Origin of the sequence: Paraburkholderia sp. CI2, assembly GCF_014201055.1 — a bacterium.
In the GTDB taxonomy this organism is placed as follows: domain Bacteria; phylum Pseudomonadota; class Gammaproteobacteria; order Burkholderiales; family Burkholderiaceae; genus Paraburkholderia; species Paraburkholderia tuberum.
Genome location: NZ_JACHDL010000034.1, coordinates 25,959 through 40,800 on the forward strand (window position 1 = coordinate 25,959; position 14,842 = coordinate 40,800).

At 64.3% G+C, this 14,842-nt stretch carries 15 protein-coding genes; 4 read left to right on the plus strand and 11 right to left on the minus strand.

Translation table 11 applies throughout. The features are described from left to right. Window positions 1-66: 66 nt before the first annotated feature. A complete protein-coding gene (locus HDG32_RS32195) occupies window positions 67-936 on the minus strand; it encodes an NAD(P)-dependent oxidoreductase (protein ID WP_184034705.1) in 870 nt (289 codons plus the stop codon). A gap of 93 nt (window positions 937-1,029) precedes the next feature. Between HDG32_RS32195 and HDG32_RS32200 the strand changes: the two genes are divergently transcribed. Together HDG32_RS32200 and HDG32_RS32205 are read left to right on the plus strand one after the other, a co-directional pair. Continuing rightward, entirely contained in the window at window positions 1,030-1,788 is a 759-nt protein-coding gene (locus HDG32_RS32200) for a Mut7-C RNAse domain-containing protein (RefSeq protein WP_184073587.1), read from the plus strand. A 53-nt stretch (window positions 1,789-1,841) separates the two neighbouring features. Beyond that, on the plus strand, window positions 1,842-2,117 hold the full coding sequence (locus tag HDG32_RS32205; protein WP_018418694.1) for a hypothetical protein: 276 nt from the start codon (window positions 1,842-1,844) through the stop codon (window positions 2,115-2,117). A 151-nt stretch (window positions 2,118-2,268) separates the two neighbouring features. On the opposite strand, the gene HDG32_RS32210 is transcribed toward HDG32_RS32205, so the two are convergent. Together HDG32_RS32210 and HDG32_RS32215 are read right to left on the minus strand one after the other, a co-directional pair. Then, on the minus strand, window positions 2,269-2,478 hold the full coding sequence (locus HDG32_RS32210) for a hypothetical protein (RefSeq protein WP_184056380.1): 210 nt from the start codon (window positions 2,476-2,478) through the stop codon (window positions 2,269-2,271). Window positions 2,479-2,743: 265 nt separating this feature from the next. Next, complete coding sequence (locus tag HDG32_RS32215) at window positions 2,744-3,496, minus strand: IclR family transcriptional regulator C-terminal domain-containing protein (protein ID WP_018418696.1); 753 nt, start codon at window positions 3,494-3,496, stop codon at window positions 2,744-2,746. A 236-nt stretch (window positions 3,497-3,732) separates the two neighbouring features. Between HDG32_RS32215 and HDG32_RS32220 the strand changes: the two genes are divergently transcribed. Then, entirely contained in the window at window positions 3,733-4,662 is a 930-nt protein-coding gene (locus HDG32_RS32220; RefSeq protein WP_184073535.1) for a DMT family transporter, read from the plus strand. 79 nt (window positions 4,663-4,741) lie between these two features. Here the strand turns inward: HDG32_RS32220 and HDG32_RS32225 are convergent, their stop codons facing one another. The 5 genes from HDG32_RS32225 to HDG32_RS32245 all read right to left on the minus strand — a co-directional run bounded on the left by HDG32_RS32225 (window position 4,742) and on the right by HDG32_RS32245 (window position 10,236). After that, window positions 4,742-4,993, minus strand: a complete 252-nt coding sequence (locus HDG32_RS32225; RefSeq protein WP_184034717.1) for a hypothetical protein — start codon at window positions 4,991-4,993, stop codon at window positions 4,742-4,744. Window positions 4,994-5,774: 781 nt separating this feature from the next. After that, complete coding sequence (locus tag HDG32_RS32230; RefSeq protein WP_184073537.1) at window positions 5,775-6,692, minus strand: DUF2242 domain-containing protein; 918 nt, start codon at window positions 6,690-6,692, stop codon at window positions 5,775-5,777. A gap of 195 nt (window positions 6,693-6,887) precedes the next feature. Beyond that, window positions 6,888-7,580, minus strand: a complete 693-nt coding sequence (locus tag HDG32_RS32235) for a lytic transglycosylase domain-containing protein (RefSeq protein WP_184073539.1) — start codon at window positions 7,578-7,580, stop codon at window positions 6,888-6,890. Window positions 7,581-7,705: 125 nt separating this feature from the next. Beyond that, window positions 7,706-8,977 (minus strand): cytochrome c peroxidase, encoded by a 1,272-nt coding sequence (locus HDG32_RS32240; protein WP_184073589.1) that lies wholly within the window; start codon window positions 8,975-8,977, stop codon window positions 7,706-7,708. 23 nt (window positions 8,978-9,000) lie between these two features. Next, window positions 9,001-10,236, minus strand: a complete 1,236-nt coding sequence (locus tag HDG32_RS32245) for an alkaline phosphatase family protein (RefSeq protein WP_184034723.1) — start codon at window positions 10,234-10,236, stop codon at window positions 9,001-9,003. A gap of 240 nt (window positions 10,237-10,476) precedes the next feature. Between HDG32_RS32245 and HDG32_RS32250 the strand changes: the two genes are divergently transcribed. Then, entirely contained in the window at window positions 10,477-10,737 is a 261-nt protein-coding gene (locus tag HDG32_RS32250; RefSeq protein WP_184073591.1) for a DUF6723 family protein, read from the plus strand. 51 nt (window positions 10,738-10,788) lie between these two features. Here the strand turns inward: HDG32_RS32250 and HDG32_RS32255 are convergent, their stop codons facing one another. The 3 genes from HDG32_RS32255 to glmU all read right to left on the minus strand — a co-directional run bounded on the left by HDG32_RS32255 (window position 10,789) and on the right by glmU (window position 14,789). Next, window positions 10,789-11,388, minus strand: coding sequence for a rhomboid family intramembrane serine protease (locus HDG32_RS32255; protein WP_184073541.1), 600 nt, complete (start codon window positions 11,386-11,388; stop codon window positions 10,789-10,791). A gap of 162 nt (window positions 11,389-11,550) precedes the next feature. Further along, window positions 11,551-13,368, minus strand: a complete 1,818-nt coding sequence (gene glmS / locus HDG32_RS32260) for a glutamine--fructose-6-phosphate transaminase (isomerizing) (protein WP_184073543.1) — start codon at window positions 13,366-13,368, stop codon at window positions 11,551-11,553. A gap of 59 nt (window positions 13,369-13,427) precedes the next feature. Beyond that, window positions 13,428-14,789 (minus strand): bifunctional UDP-N-acetylglucosamine diphosphorylase/glucosamine-1-phosphate N-acetyltransferase GlmU, encoded by a 1,362-nt coding sequence (glmU, locus tag HDG32_RS32265; RefSeq protein ID WP_184073545.1) that lies wholly within the window; start codon window positions 14,787-14,789, stop codon window positions 13,428-13,430. Between the last annotated feature and the right edge of the window lie 53 nt (window positions 14,790-14,842).

Below are 14,842 nucleotides of genomic sequence, written 5' to 3' on the forward strand. Positions count from 1 at the left end.
GCCGCCCAGCGCGACTGATGCGGCCACGCTGCGTCGATCGCTCGCGTCGGGCGATCGACAGCGCCGTCAGCGGCCGGCCCGGCGCGTCGCGACCTGACCCAGCACCGCGAAATCCTTCTCGCCGTCGCCGTGCGCGATCGCCTCGATCAGGCTGTCGCGAACCACGCTCGCGACCGGCATCGGCGTCGTCACCGCATCGGCGGCGGCGAGCGCGAGGCGCACGTCCTTCAGTCCCAGACGCGCCTTGAACAGCGCCGGCTCGAAGCGCTGCTCGGCGATCAGCTTGCCGTAGCCCGAGTACACCGGTCCCGGGAACAGACCGCTCGTGATCACGTCGAGAAAGTCCTGCATCGCGAGGCCGTGGCCCGTCACGAGCGCGGCCGCTTCGCCGAGCGTCTCGATCGCCGCGCCGAGCATGAAGTTCGCGGCCAGCTTCATCACGTTCGCCTGCTGCGGCAGCGAGCCGATGCGCCAGGTCTTCTGGCCGAGTGCGTCGAAAATCGGCTGGATCCGGTCGATCGATTCGGCCGGGCCGCCGGCGACGATCGTCAGCTTGCCCGCGGCCGCGACGTCGGGCCGCCCGAGCACCGGTGCGGCGACGTAATGCACGCCGCGCGACGCGTGCGCGGTCGCCAGTTCCTCGGCGAGCGCCACGGAAATCGTCGCCATATTCGCGTGGATCAGCCCGCGCGGCGCATGTTCGAGCAACGACGCGGTGATGACTTCGCGCAGCGCGGCATCGTCGGCGAGCATCGAGAACACGGCGTCGCCCGCAAACGCTTCAGCCGGCGTCGCGACGACTTGCGCGCCCAGCCCGGCCAGCGGCTGAGCCTTTTCCGGTGAGCGGTTCCACACGCGCACCTGGTGCCCGGCTTTCAGAATGTTTGCAACCATCGCGGCGCCCATCTCGCCGAGACCGATAAAACCGATGTCCATCTATCGCTCCGTCTTCTATAGAACCCGAAGTAGAGCACACTCATGCGACAAGCGCAGGACAACGCGCAACCCGAGCGGTGCGATACTGCAGGCATGGTCACCGCGACATTCCGCTTCTACGAGGAGCTGAACGACTTCATCGCCCGGCCGCTGCGCCGGCGCGCGTTCACCTGCGTCTGCGCGCGCGGCGCAACGACCAAGCACATGATCGAAGTGCTCGGTGTGCCGCATACCGAGGTCGAGCTGATACTGGTGAACGGCGACTCGGTCGGTTTCGATCATCCGCTCGCCGACGGCGACCGCGTCGCGGTCTATCCGAAATTCGAGGCGCTCGACATCCAGCCGCTGCTGCGCGTGCGCGAGCGGCCGTTGCGCGTGATGCGCTTCATCGCCGATGCGCATCTCGGCGGCCTCGCGCCGCTTCTGCGGCTTGCGGGCTTCGATACGCTGTACGACAACCACTTTCCCGACGCCGATATCGAGGCGCTCGCCGCCGCGCAGCAGCGCATCGTGCTGACGCGCGACCGCGAGCTGCTCAAACGCCGCAACATCACGCATGGCTGCTACGTGCGCGCGCTGCGGCCGCGCGAGCAGTTGCGCGAAGTGTTCGAGCGGCTCGACCTCGCGCGCAGCGCGCAACCGTTTCGGCTATGCCTCGTATGCAACGCGCCGCTGCGACGCATCGCGCGCGAGGAAGCCGGCCCGCGCGTGCCGCGCGGCGTGCTGCAGCGGCACAGCCGCTTCGTGACCTGCGATGTATGCAGACGCGTGTTCTGGGAAGGCACGCATTGGCAGAGGATGCGCGCGTTGATGGACAGCGTCTCCGCCGGCGCACCGGACGGTGTCGGCTGACGCCCCGCGCTTGCGTACAATGCGGGTTGATCTATTTGGCAGAGGCCTTTCCGATGATGAAAAAAACCGACCTTGAAAAGAACAAGGCGCTGAAACTGGGCAACGCGATGAAACAGGCGACCGCTAACCGCGGTGGCAAGAACGCGGCGACCGAGCCGAAGATCGACCGGCGCGAGCAGCGCAAGCTCGATCAGGCGCAAGGCCTCGTCCCGTTTGCGTGCAAGCTCAACGGCGAACTGGTGGAGGAGCTGAAAACGCGCGCCGCCAGTCATCCGGACGGCCTGAACGGGCTGCTGGATGAAGTGATCCGGCGCGGGCTCGCGGGCTGATCTTCCCGCGCGCAATATCCGCCGCAACAGCAAAAAGGCCAGAGCGCGAGCTCTGGCCTTTTTGCTGGCAACGCATCTGCCGTCACCGGCTGCACCGACCGGCAACCGGTGCGGCGCAGCGCTATGTCGCGCCCAACGAGCGCGCGTTGGCTTAGTTCTGCACGCCCTTGTCGTTCGTGCCTGCTGCCGAAGCTGCGGCGGAAACGTGTGCCTTCTTGCCGTGGGTCTTCAGCTGCTTGACGTGGTGCTTCTTCGGTGCGCTTGCTGCTTCCATAGCAGCGGCATCCGATGCCTGCGCGAAAGCCTGAACGGAAACGAGTGCGATCGAAGCGGCTGCGAGCGAGACGATAACTTTTTTCATGTGTTGATCCCCAAACCAGACGACTGAGTCAATGTGAATGAATACAGCTGCACGGTAGAGCGGCTGGACTTCGAGGTGCCTTGTGCTCCCCGCGGGAGAGTATTACCCAGGCGTAGGCGGTTTGTCATGCGCAAAACTCGATATGTATTTTCCGGGAGACAGCCTGCTTTCAGCGTGCTTTCATCTACCTGCAAGGCGCACCAAGGACCCTACCAGGTCCCCGTGAAGCCGCCGCCCGCGCGCCTCGCCGACCGCTTCGCGGCGCTCAAACCAGGTTCCGCAGCAGGCTTGCGGTCTCCTGCAGCGCCGGCAAAACGCGGTGCAGCGCGGCGTTCGCCGACTCCTCGCCGATCGGCATGCTGACGCTGATCGCCGCGACCACCGTACCGTGCCGGTCGCGCAGCGGGACCGCGACGCCGCGCACACCGATCTCGAGCTGCTGGTCGGTGACCACGTAGCCGTTGCGGCGGATTTCGCCAAGCACTTCTCTGAGCCGTTCGACGGTCGAATAGGTGTACGGCGTGAAAACCTTGATCGGATAGGACGCGAGCCACGGGTCGATGCTGTCGGGCGGCTGGAACGCGAGCAGCACGAGCCCCGCCGACGATAACGGCGCCGGCGCGCGCGAGCCGGTCACGAAGCCGACCGCCATCGCCCGATTCACGCCGTTGCGCGCGACGTAGACGACGTCGTGTTCGTCGAGGATCGCGACCAGCGCGGTTTCCTGCACGGTCGCGGTGATCCGCTGCAGGAACGGTTGCACCGTGCGCGGCAGCCGCGCCGAATCGAGGTAAGACTGGCCGAGCCGCAGCACGCGCGGCGCGAGCCAGAACAGCTTGCCGTCGGTGTCGACGTAGCCGAGCTCGCGCAGCGTCAGCAAATAGCGGCGCGCAGCCGTGCGCGACAGGCCGGCGCGCGCGGCGACCATCGTTGGCGTCATGCGCGCGTGCTCTTCGTCGAATGCTTCGATGATCGCGAGCGCCTTCGCGGCGCCCGCGATCCAGTCCTTGTCGTCCATGTCGTTTGCTCGTGGAAGGAGCGGGGGATCGCGGTCCGGTCCGCAAGTCGCTTGATCACCGCGATTCGCAGGCCGGCGACCGCACGGCCGTTGCGCGATTATCGCGCGACTCGCAGGCTTTGCCTGCCCGGCGCGCGACGCCCGCGTATCATGTGAGCGATTCCTTACCGGCTGAGCACCGCGTGGCGCGCCTGCGCGGCTTCCCAGCGCGATCCCAAGACAAATCAGAAGAAATCTTGAATCCCGATACCCGCCAACACCTGCGCGCGAACGTGCTGATGCTGATCGCCGCGATGATCTGGGGCTCCGCGTTCGTCGCACAGCGACTGAGCCTCGATACGATCGGCCCGTTCCTGTTTACCGGCTTGCGCTTTCTGCTCGGCGCGCTCGTCGTGCTGACGACGATCGTCTGCGTGCGCCGCCCGGCGCTCGCCGAGCTGACGAAGCGCGCGCCCGGCGGAGCCCGCGAACTGCTTGGCGCGGGCGGGCTGCTCGGCGTCGTGCTGGCCGTGTCGATCTCGCTGCAGCAGATCGGCCTGCAGTACACGAAGATCGCGAACGCGGGCTTCATCAGTTCGCTGTATGTGGTGATCGTGCCGCTGCTCGGCGTGCTGTTTCGCCACCGGACTGGCCTCGGTACGTGGCTTGGCGCGCTACTGGCGGCCGTTGGCATGTACTTCCTGAGCGTCGACGAGCACTTTTCGATGCTGTACGGCGACTGGTATCAGCTCGCCGGGGCGCTGGTGATTTCCGCGCAGATGATGCTGGTCGGTCGCTTCGCGGCGCGCCACGACACGCTGATGCTCGCACTCGCGCAGTTCGTGACCTGTGGGCTCGTGTGTCTGTCGATCGGCCTTGCCGTCGAACCCTTTAGCGCCGCGATAATTGCGCGAGCCGCGCCGACGATCGCGTACGGCGGTGCGTTATCGGTGGGCGTCGCGTATACGATCCAGGTGGTCGCGCAGCGCTACGCGGCGCCCTCGCATGCGGCGGTGATTTTCAGCATGGAAGGCGTGTTCGCGGCGTTTGCGGGCTGGCTCGTCCTCGGCGAAACGCTGACGACTCGCGCGTTGTTCGGCTCTGCGCTGATGCTCGCGGGATTGATCGTGTGTCAGATACTGCCGGGCTGGAAACGCGCCCGGCAGCGTGCGCCGCAGGTGATGTGATTTACAGCGTTATAAAACGATTCGACGCCAACGCTCGGTGCGCGATGCGCGCCGACAGGCGTCTTGCCCCTTCGCCCAACTATGCCGCGCGCGGATGAGCGAATGGGCTCGGCGTATCGGCGGTTGGCGGAAACACGCACCAGCAGCCGTCGTCGTGGCGAAAGAAGAACAAACCCCGCCCGCCCTGTTCCGGCGACGTCTCCACCCGCACATAGCGCCGCCCGCCCGCACGTGTGCGGCTGAACTCCGTCACGTGAACCGGCTCGGCCGGCGATGGCGAAAGCCACTTCTCGACCAGAAACCGCAACGACTGTTCGCTCGCGGCTCTCATGATCTGCTCCGGAACAGCTTGTCGCGCTGCGCATCGCGCGTGGACTCGGGACTGTCGTCGTCGCGAGCGGCGTCGCCGTTCTCGGCGGCCTCGGCGGCTGCCAGCGCCATCATCCGACTGGTCGCGACCGCGCGCAACGAGCTGCAATGGGCCGCATGTCGAAGGTCCGACAGAAGACGGACTAGCTGTCGTGCTGATCTGCGTTTCATACATCCCCCGCACTGCACCAGAAACCTCACAAAGCACTTTAACTCTATGCCGGATTGTTCGCTGGGCAAATGGTTTTGACTAAATAGCAACAGTTGCGCTTGCAATAAGACGGCGTGCAATCTTCGTACCGAGTTATCAATGTGCGCGTTCGGTGGGCGGAAATCTGTGCGTTGGCGAGCCCTTCGCGTCGCGCGAGCCGTCGATGCGGGAGCAACGGGAAGTGTCGGTCGGAGGCGTGGTTATCCACAGCGACCTCTGAATAACTTCGGGTTAGCGCGACGAACAGCCTGTGCGCGAAATCTTGATAAAGATCAGGGTCGGCAAACGGTGTTCGAACTTATCCCAGTTATGTAGTTTTTCTACCGACGTGTTCCGCAGGGTTATAGGTTTCGCATGATGTTGAAGCGGCGCGACATTTGCGACTTATCCACAGAATCGGTTAACCCTTGTTAACTACTACTACGTATGTATACGTATCAAGTAAACACCATAAGGTGAATATCGCTGCGCGCCTGAATCAGAGGCTGATCGGACCTTGATCAGCCTCGATGCGAAAGCCGCTGCGCCGCTGTCACGGCACCAGAGGCGCCGTGCCGCTCGCGGGTTCGATCGCTGCAGCCTGGCCAATCGGGTCGGCGGGTTGGACCGGCGAGGATGTCGACGGTGTCGTCAACGGAACCGGTGCGGGTGCGGTTAACTGCACTGGCGCGGGCGCTGGCTCGACCGCCTGAGCCGCAGCTGGTGGCGTCACGGCGACAGGCTTGTCGGTCGTCGGTTGGGCGAGCGCTGGTGACGTCGTCTGAACCGGCACGGTCGACGTCGCTCGAACTGCAGCGGAGCTGGTCGCCGCTACCGGCTCGGGCACCGGCTCAGGGATCGTCAGTTGAAGCGGCGCTGCTACCGGCATCGGCAGCGTCCGCGTCTCGATCGGGCTGCTCGTCACCGGCTGCGTGCGCACGACCGTCTGCAAGTAATGATCGACGAGACCGAAAAAGCGGTCATAGAACTTGCCCGACGGAATCGTCTCGCTCGAGATCTTCACCATCGCGTCGCTATTCGAGCGAATCGGCAGCGACAGCGAACCGAGCACACTGAGCCCGACGCTCGCCGACGTATCGCTCTTCTTCAATGCGAAGCCGTTCTGCACCGCGTTCACGTACACGATGCTGGTATCGGCCGCCTCTTCGCCGGGCGTGCACACGACGTGAAATTCGACGACCACGTGCGAATCGCCGGTCGGCTGAAAATTCTTCGTGCCGTCGACGGTATCGGGACGCGACATCGTCGTCAGATAGCCTTGGCTCAGCAATGCGCGGCGCGCGGCTTCGCAGCTATCGCCCGTACTCGAATTGAAATTGCGCGCGTACGGGCTTGCGCCGGTTTCGAACAGTTCCTGGGTGAATTGGGGTTGCGGCGTGCTGCTGCATGCCGTGAGCGCGACCAGCCCGAACAGGGCCGCGGCGGTGGTGCGGGAAAAGGGGTTCTGCATGATCGGTTGCAAGAAGCGCCTCGTGAGCGCGAATGGAAATGCATTGTAGAGCGGGCAGCGTCACGTGCGTAAAAAGCGTGCAAGGTACAGCCCGGACCCTATTACAGCGGGAAATAGGGCGTCAACTTGAAGCACGCCGCCGCGCCCTCGCAGTGCAAACGGGTGAAAATACGAGAAGAGACCGCGCGTGCGTGCCTAGTTCGACGTCGTGCGCGTCGAGCCAATCGTCGCGGCCGAAGTCGACCCAGAGGTCGCGGCCGACGATGCCCCGGCTGCCCCGCTCGCGGCGGGTGCCGCGGATGCAATGAGCGCCGCCGGCACGCTGAACGCGTCGGCCCACGGGTTCGCGCTGGCGCAACGATCCGCCTCGCACGACGCGGCCCGCCCAGCGGCCCCGGAAGCGCCGTCAGCGGGTGTCGCAACCGCCGCGAAATCCTCCACGCGCAGATTCACCTTCTGCGCATAAGCCTTTGAGCCGCCATAGCTCTTGAGCGCGGTATTCAGATCGCCGTTCGCCGAGCGCATGTAGCCGTACAGAATCGCCGAGCCCGCTTCGATGTTCGCACCCGGCTCGGTCAGATCCTTCACGTTGCGCAGCAGGCCGCGGTGCGCCTGCGGCACGACCTGCATCAGCCCCGTCGCGCCATTGGCGCCGCGGGCTTTTTCCTTGAAGCGGGATTCGATCGAGATGATGGCGAGCAGCAGCGCCGGAGGAAGGGAGTATTTGTTGGCGGCGGATTGCACCGCGTCGGAGATCTTTTGAGCCTTTTCTTTGCCCACACCGAACTTCTGCGTCAGGTACGCCGATATTCGGTCGGTGTTTTCGTCGGCCGCCGCGGTTTGCGCGAGGCCGAGCGAAAGCACGATCAGGCAAAGTAACCGGCTCATAGTGGACGTCGGAGGAAGCAAAGATCCGCGCATTATAGCGCCGCTGCATCGGGCGGCGCCTTTCCTCGGCAATTTTTGTCTTTTAAATCAAGGGTGAGCGGAACTCGTCCCGCTTTCCGATGGGTTCATTTGACCGCTTTTGACTTCAGGTCATAGCCGTCGCTCAGCGTCGCGAGGAACGCGGCGACGTCGTCGATATCACGCTCGGACCAGACCGGACGCTCGCCCGTTTTGCGCGTCAGCGGCTCGTTGGTCGTATCGACGTTCACGCGCAGTGCGACCGGCAGATCGTTGAATTTGTCGACTTTGCCGTGCGCATCCCTTGGATACCACTTGTCCGGGTTCGTATCGCGTTGCACGTAGAAACGCAAGGCCTCTTTCAGCGTGTGGAAGCGACCGTTGTGAAAAAACACGTGACGCGTCGCGGTATTGCGCAGCGATACCGACTTGAACAGTCCGCAGTTCAGCTTGTCGCTCTGATCCGTACGCAATGGTCCGCACAGGCCCATGTCGAAATACTTCGGATCGGCGTTGACCTTCAGTTCAGCGTTGCGCGGCACGCCAAGCGCCTGAAAGTTGAAGTCGGTGAAAAGCGGATGAGCGCCGTTCACGCCCGACTGGTCGATATGACAGGATGCGCAATTGCCGCCGGCGGGGTCGTCGAACAGTTTTTTGCCGCGCAACTCTTGTGCAGTTAGTTGCACTTTCCCGTCCAGGTAGTAGTCGAACTTGCTCGTGTACGGATGAAAACTCGGGTCTTCGAGCTCGAAGCGCTCGATCGCGTACATCGCCTGGGTGAACGCCTTGGTCGGATCGGCAAAAATGTTCTGGCCGAATACTTCCTTGAAGCGCGCAGCGTATGGCGCGCGCTGCATCTTCGCGAGCAATGCGGCCGGATCCTTGTTGGCCATCTCGTTCGGATTGAACAGCGGGAAGTTCGCCTGATCGTGCAGGTAGTTGAAGCGCCCGTCCCAGCCGAAGCCGCCGACCGGCGCGTTGTCCGTTTCGCTGAGCCGCTCGGACAGGCTCGCCGCCTGCGCATGCGTCCAGATCGGCGTACGGTTCAGCACGTAGCGCAGGCTCGGCACCGCGCGCGTGCCCTGCTGATGCAAGTCCACGCCGCCCAGTTGCGCGGCGAGACCGTTGGGCGGCCCGTACGCGTGCTCGGGACTGTGACAGCTCGCGCACGACATCTTGCCCGAAGCCGACAGCGCCGGATCGAAGAACATCAGTTTGCCGAGCGCGGCGGCGTCACTATAGACGGGCTTCGCATCGGCGGATGCCGGTGTCGCATTCGACGCAACAGCGCGCGCCGCACCGGCGCCCCCCAGTAACGCGCCGCCCATCAGGGCGGCGAGCGCTATCCGACGCGCGCTCGCGCGCGCCGTGAATCGCATGACAGAAGACAGCATCGAGTCTTTTACAGGTTCGTGAAGATGTCGCTGCCGAACCCCACCAGACCGGCCTGTCCCGCATACCCGAGGTGGTCCAGCTGGAAGATGTCCTCGATGCTCTTCAGCATCGAATAGTGGTTGTACGGCACCGTGGACACCGTGCCCGGCTTGATGAACTTCGAGATCATCACAGCGCCGGTCTGGTCGCCGCCGTAGCTCGACTTGGTCAGGTTGATCGTGATGCCGTTATAGGCGAGCGACGAAGTCTCCGGGAACGACGGCAGGTTCGGGCCGGGTTGCTGGCTACAGCAGGTCGTGCCCGCAAATACCAGATCCTCGCCCGACGCGGACTGCGTGACCGTCGCGTAGCTGCTTTCGTCGAAGTTGATGATCAGCAGGCCATCCTTCTGGAACGCCGGCGATGCGGTGATGATCGGCACCCACTTCTGCAGGAACGTGTTCGCGCTCGTCAGGCCGCCCGGCTGGCCGTTCACGCAAGGTGCGTCGTGGCCGTCGTCGCACAGGTTCGGCGTGATCAGGTTGAAGTTCGCCGTGGTCGAGACCGATTGCAGATCGTTCTGCAGGTTATTCAGATTGACGACGTGCTGTCCGCAATCCGGCGAATCGATGATCGAGTGGAAGTACATGAACGGATTGTGGCGCGTCGCATACTGGTCGCCGAGCGGCACGGCCGCGCTCGGCGCTTCGGCCGACTGCGTCAGGTCCGTCGTGTTCAGCGTCGGATGGCCGCAGGTAGCGGCTTCGCGCGACGGATCGTTGCCCATGTCGCCTTCATAGCCCTTCCACGTATAGCCCGCTGCCTTCAGCTGGTCCGGCAACGTCTTCACGCTCGCCGGATACACGCAGCCCGAGCCGATCGCCTGGCCATCGGACGTCATGCCGGTCAGCTTGAAGTCCTGATAGGTCATGCAGTCGTTGTCGGTCTCGTTGGTCGGCGACTGGCCGCTGATCATCGAGATGTAGTTGTCGAGACTCACGTGGCCCGTGCCGTAGTACTGCTGCACGAGCGCGCCTTGCGATGCCAGCGTTTGCGCGAGATACGGCGCTTTGGTGTTGGCGCCGAATGTGGTCGCGTAGTTTTCGTTTTCGAGCGTGATCACGAAGACGTGGCGAATCTGCTGCTGTCCGGTCAGTTGCAGCCCGCCGGACGAAGAAGACGAGCCGCAGGCGGCCACGATCAAAGCGATTAAAGCCGCGCAAGCGGCCATGATGAGTGCGCGTAGCCCAATGCGGTGTGACATGTTCGTTGCCCTCTGTTGCTGTCTCTTTGTTGCCCTGTCGGGGATGCGGTTTTATTTGTGGGCAGACTTTATGGAGCGCCTATGACATTGCCGTGAAAGTTGACGTTCGTTCACCGATAAAACCATTGGCGAACCAGCGGGTTGCCGACTCGATTCACGCTTCGCGCCGATTTGAGACAATGCGCGTCGGCCGCGCGCATCGTTGCGCGCCGCCTCAACGAACAACCGATGTTTTCAGCTATGAGCAAGACCGCGTTTATTTCCAGCGTCCCCGGCACGTCGGAGGACGACTTCGAGATTTCGGCGAGCGCGAAAATGGCCGGCTACCGGCGCTTCTTCGGCGTGTTGAAGGTGCTGCGCACGACCGACGGCCGCGTGCTGTTTCCATTCGATGGCGCGCCCGAACTGGGCCCACACGCGAGCCGACTCGAAGCGCTCGCGGCCGCGCAGGTGTATGGCGAACACATCGTCGCGAGCGATCTGGCGCGGCCGGAGTTGTAGGATTCGTCGATCACCCGGCGATATGCCGATACGCGAAAAAATGCGGATGGGTCAGCGCACGCGTACCCGGTTTGCCGCGCCGGCCCCCGCACGCGCGGCGAGCACACCACCGAGTACGCCGCCGGCATGGCTCTGCCACGACACATCCGGATAGATCGGCAGTAGGCCGAACAGCAGGCTCAGACCGTAGCTGCTGACGACGACCAGGGCCACGAGGATCGACACGAGATTGCGCGTGTAGTAGCCGCGGGCGACCAGGTAGCCCGCATAGCCGAACACCAGCCCACTCGCGCCGATATGCACCGAATACGGCGCGCCGAATAGCCACGCGCAAAGACCGGCGCCGAGCATCGCGCCGATGGTCGCGCGCCAGAAGCCGGCGATGTTCGGCCACGTACACAGCCAGCCGAGTACGACGAGCCCGCTCGTGTTGGCGGCGATGTGCCCGAGGCTCGCATGCAGCCACGGCGCGAACAGGATGCCCTGCAAGCCGTCGAGCGAACGCGGCACGACGCCGTGTTCGTTCAAACGCAGGAACGGCAACGCAACCGACAGAAAGAACACCGCCCACATCGAACCGACGAACAGCGCGATTAGCACGACGCGTGACTTCAGCTTTTCGGTTAGCGTGTTGGGAGATGAGGTCTTCATGATGACGAGGCCACGTGGGATGTCGACAGAGGGTAGTCGATGTGGCGTCGTCACGTCGAGGCACCGTGGAAAGACAGATGCCGATGGTGTTTCGTCCGCCGGACCGCATGGCGGCGCGGCGGAATGCGTGAGCTTGCGGCCCGGTTTGCCGCTACGTCTTCGTCACTCCACCGTCACCGACTTCGCCAGGTTCCGCGGCTTATCCACATCCGTGCCACGCGCACAAGCGGTGTGATACGCGAGCAACTGCAGCGGCACGACGTGCAGGATCGGCGACAGCAAGCCATAGTGCTCTGGCATCCGGATCACATGCAGCCCTTCGCCGTTGACGATCTTCGTATCGGCATCGGCGAACACATAAAGCTCGCCGCCGCGCGCGCGCACTTCCTGGATGTTCGACTTCAGCTTTTCGAGCAGCGCGTCGTTCGGCGCGACCGTCACCACCGGCATCGCTTCGGTCACGAGCGCCAGCGGCCCGTGCTTCAGCTCGCCAGCCGGATACGCCTCGGCGTGGATATACGAAATCTCCTTGAGCTTCAGCGCGCCTTCGAGCGCGATCGGATAGTGCAGGCCGCGTCCGAGGAACAACGCATGTTCCTTGCGCGAAAACTCCTCCGACCACGCGATGATCTGGGGCTCCAGCGCGAGCACGCTGTTGAGCGCCGCCGGCAGGTGGCGCAACTGCTTCAGATAACTCGCTTCCTGGTCGTCGTTCAAACGTCCGCGCAGCTTCGCGAGCGTTGCCGCCAGCGTGAACAGCGCAACCAGCTGCGTAGTGAATGCCTTGGTCGACGCGACGCCGATCTCGCGGCCCGCGTGCGTGAGGAACGACAACTCGGTCTGCCGCACCATCGCGCTCGTGCCGACGTTGCAGATCGCGAGCGTGTGCTTGTGGCCGAGCTCCTGCGCGTGCTTGAGCGCCGCGAGCGTGTCGGCGGTTTCGCCCGACTGCGAAATCACCACCACCAGCGACTTCGGATTCGGCACCGACTCGCGATAGCGATACTCGCTCGCGATCTCGACCTGAGTCGGAATCTTCGCGAGCGATTCGAGCCAGTACTTGGCGGTGAGCCCCGAATAGTAGCTGGTGCCGCACGCGAGAATCAGCAGGCTGTCGATGTCCGCGAACACCTGGCGCGCGCCTTCGCCGAAGATCGACGCATCGAACGCGTCGGCCTGCGGAATCGTGTCGGTGATCGCGCGCGGCTGCTCGAAGATTTCCTTCTGCATGAAGTGGCGATACGGGCCGAGTTCGACCGCGCCGCCATAGGCGGCCACCTGGCGCACCTCGCGTTGCGCGGCCTCGCCCTGGCGATCGGCGATGCGCACGCCATCGAGCGACAGTTCGCAGACGTCGCCTTCCTCGAGGAAGATGAAGCGCTCGGTGCTGCCTGCGAGCGCGAGCGCGTCCGATGCGAGGAAGTTTTCGCCGTCCCCGAGCCCGACCACGAGCGGCGAGCCCTGACGCGCGCCGACCACCGTATGCGGCTGATCCTTGTGCAGCACCGCGATCGCATACGCGCCGTGCAGTTGCGCGATCGCCTCGCGCACCGCAGCGAACAGGTCGCCGCGATACAGGCTATGGACCAGGTGCGCGATAACCTCAGTGTCGGTCTGCGAGACGAACTCGTAACCCTTGCCGCGCAGCATTTCGCGCAAGGTCTCGTAGTTTTCGATGATGCCGTTGTGTACCAACGCCAGCGCATCCCGCGAGAAGATCGGGTGCGCGTTGTCGGTGACCGGTGCGCCATGCGTGGCCCAGCGTGTATGCGCGATGCCCGTCACGCCTTCGAGGTGACCGTCGCGCACCTGGCCTTCGAGGTCGGCCACGCGCGCGACGCTGCGCGCGCGGCTCGGCCCGCGAGCGCCGAGCACGGCGACGCCGCACGAATCGTAGCCGCGATATTCGAGGCGCCGCAGTCCTTCGACCAGGACGGGAACGATATTACGTTGCGCAACCGCGCCGACAATGCCGCACATGGTGTATTCCTTTTCAGTGCCGGATTCAGTGAGCGCGCCTCGTGGGCACGCCGTATCGATCAGCTTTTCTTTTTGACAGGGCGCACATAGCCCGTCTTGCTCGTCTGGGTTTTATCGTTCAACACCAGCGCGTCGGCGGCGACGTCCTTCCACACCGTGGTGCCGGCCGCGATCGTCGCGCCGCGCTGCACGCGCACCGGTGCGACCAGTTGCGTGTCCGAGCCGACGAACACGTCGTCCTCGATCACGGTGCGGAATTTGTTGGCGCCGTCGTAGTTGCAGGTGATCGTGCCCGCGCCGATATTCACGCGCGCGCCGACATCCGCATCGCCGATGTAGGTGAGGTGGTTGGCCTTCGAGCCATGACCGAGCACCGCGTTCTTGATCTCGACGAAGTTCCCTACATGAGACTCGTCTTGCAGCGCCGCGCCTGTGCGCAAGCGCGCATACGGACCGACAACGGCCTTCGCGCCGACTTCCGCGCCTTCGATGTGCGTGAACGCATCGACGCGCGTACCGGCGCCGATACTCGCGTTGCGAATCACGCAGTTCGGCCCGATGCTGACGTTGTCGGCCAGCGTCACACGGCCTTCGAACACGCAGTTGACGTCGATCGACACGTCGCGGCCGCATTCGAGCGTGCCGCGCACGTCGACGCGCGCCGGGTCGGCGAGCGTCACGCCCGCGACGAGTAGTGCGTCGGCGACATTGCGCTGATGAATCCGCTCGAGCTCGGCGAGCTGCTGCTTGCTGTTGACGCCGAGCGTTTCCCACTCGTCGTCGGGCTGCGTGGTGACGACTTCGAGGCCGGCTTCGATCGCCATTTCGACCGCGTCGGTCAGATAGAACTCGCCTTGCGCGTTGTCGTTTTTGAGCGCCGCGAGCCAGCCGGCAAGGCGCGCGGTCGGCGCGACGATGATGCCGGTGTTGATTTCGGCGATCTTCAGCTGCTCGGTACTCGCGTCCTTCTGCTCGACGATGCGTTGCACGTTGCCGTGCTGATCGCGCACGATGCGGCCGTAACCGGTCGGGTCGTCGAGCGTGACGGTGAGCACGCCGTAGCCGTCCAGGCCGGCACGCCCGGTCAGCGTGCGCAGCGTTTGCGCACGCGTGAGCGGCACGTCGCCATAAAGCACCAGCGTGGGCAACGATGGATCGAGCAGCGGCAGCGCCTGCTGCACCGCGTGGCCGGTGCCGAGCTGTTGCTCCTGCACCGCGAACTGGATATCGGGCGCCGCGACGGCTTCGCGCACGGCTTCGGCGCCGTGGCCGATCACGACGATCAGGCGGGCGGGCTTCAGCGCGCGGGCGGTGTCGATGACATGAGCGAGGAGCGGCCGGCCGGCCAGAGGATGGAGCACCTTGGGAAGCGCGGACCGCATGCGCTTGCCGGTACCTGCCGCCAAAATGACGATGTTCATGGCGTCGGCAAATAGACGAGTTTGGAGCGGACGATTCTATCATGCTGCACCTG

What these genes read in the sequence shown, in the direction of transcription:
- HDG32_RS32245 (WP_184034723.1), bottom strand. Translation starts at nt 10,236, where the DNA reads ATGTCACACCGCATTGGGCTACGCGCACTCATCATGGCCGCTTGCGCG.
- HDG32_RS32210 (WP_184056380.1), bottom strand. Translation starts at nt 2,478, where the DNA reads ATGAAAAAAGTTATCGTCTCGCTCGCAGCCGCTTCGATCGCACTCGTT.
- glmU (WP_184073545.1), bottom strand. Translation starts at nt 14,789, where the DNA reads ATGAACATCGTCATTTTGGCGGCAGGTACCGGCAAGCGCATGCGGTCC.
- HDG32_RS32195 (WP_184034705.1), bottom strand. Translation starts at nt 936, where the DNA reads ATGGACATCGGTTTTATCGGTCTCGGCGAGATGGGCGCCGCGATGGTT.
- HDG32_RS32225 (WP_184034717.1), bottom strand. Translation starts at nt 4,993, where the DNA reads ATGAGAGCCGCGAGCGAACAGTCGTTGCGGTTTCTGGTCGAGAAGTGG.
- HDG32_RS32235 (WP_184073539.1), bottom strand. Translation starts at nt 7,580, where the DNA reads ATGAGCCGGTTACTTTGCCTGATCGTGCTTTCGCTCGGCCTCGCGCAA.
- HDG32_RS32250 (WP_184073591.1), top strand. Translation starts at nt 10,477, where the DNA reads ATGAGCAAGACCGCGTTTATTTCCAGCGTCCCCGGCACGTCGGAGGAC.
- HDG32_RS32200 (WP_184073587.1), top strand. Translation starts at nt 1,030, where the DNA reads ATGGTCACCGCGACATTCCGCTTCTACGAGGAGCTGAACGACTTCATC.
- HDG32_RS32205 (WP_018418694.1), top strand. Translation starts at nt 1,842, where the DNA reads ATGATGAAAAAAACCGACCTTGAAAAGAACAAGGCGCTGAAACTGGGC.
- HDG32_RS32240 (WP_184073589.1), bottom strand. Translation starts at nt 8,977, where the DNA reads ATGCGATTCACGGCGCGCGCGAGCGCGCGTCGGATAGCGCTCGCCGCC.
- HDG32_RS32255 (WP_184073541.1), bottom strand. Translation starts at nt 11,388, where the DNA reads ATGAAGACCTCATCTCCCAACACGCTAACCGAAAAGCTGAAGTCACGC.
- HDG32_RS32230 (WP_184073537.1), bottom strand. Translation starts at nt 6,692, where the DNA reads ATGCAGAACCCCTTTTCCCGCACCACCGCCGCGGCCCTGTTCGGGCTG.
- glmS (WP_184073543.1), bottom strand. Translation starts at nt 13,368, where the DNA reads ATGTGCGGCATTGTCGGCGCGGTTGCGCAACGTAATATCGTTCCCGTC.
- HDG32_RS32215 (WP_018418696.1), bottom strand. Translation starts at nt 3,496, where the DNA reads ATGGACGACAAGGACTGGATCGCGGGCGCCGCGAAGGCGCTCGCGATC.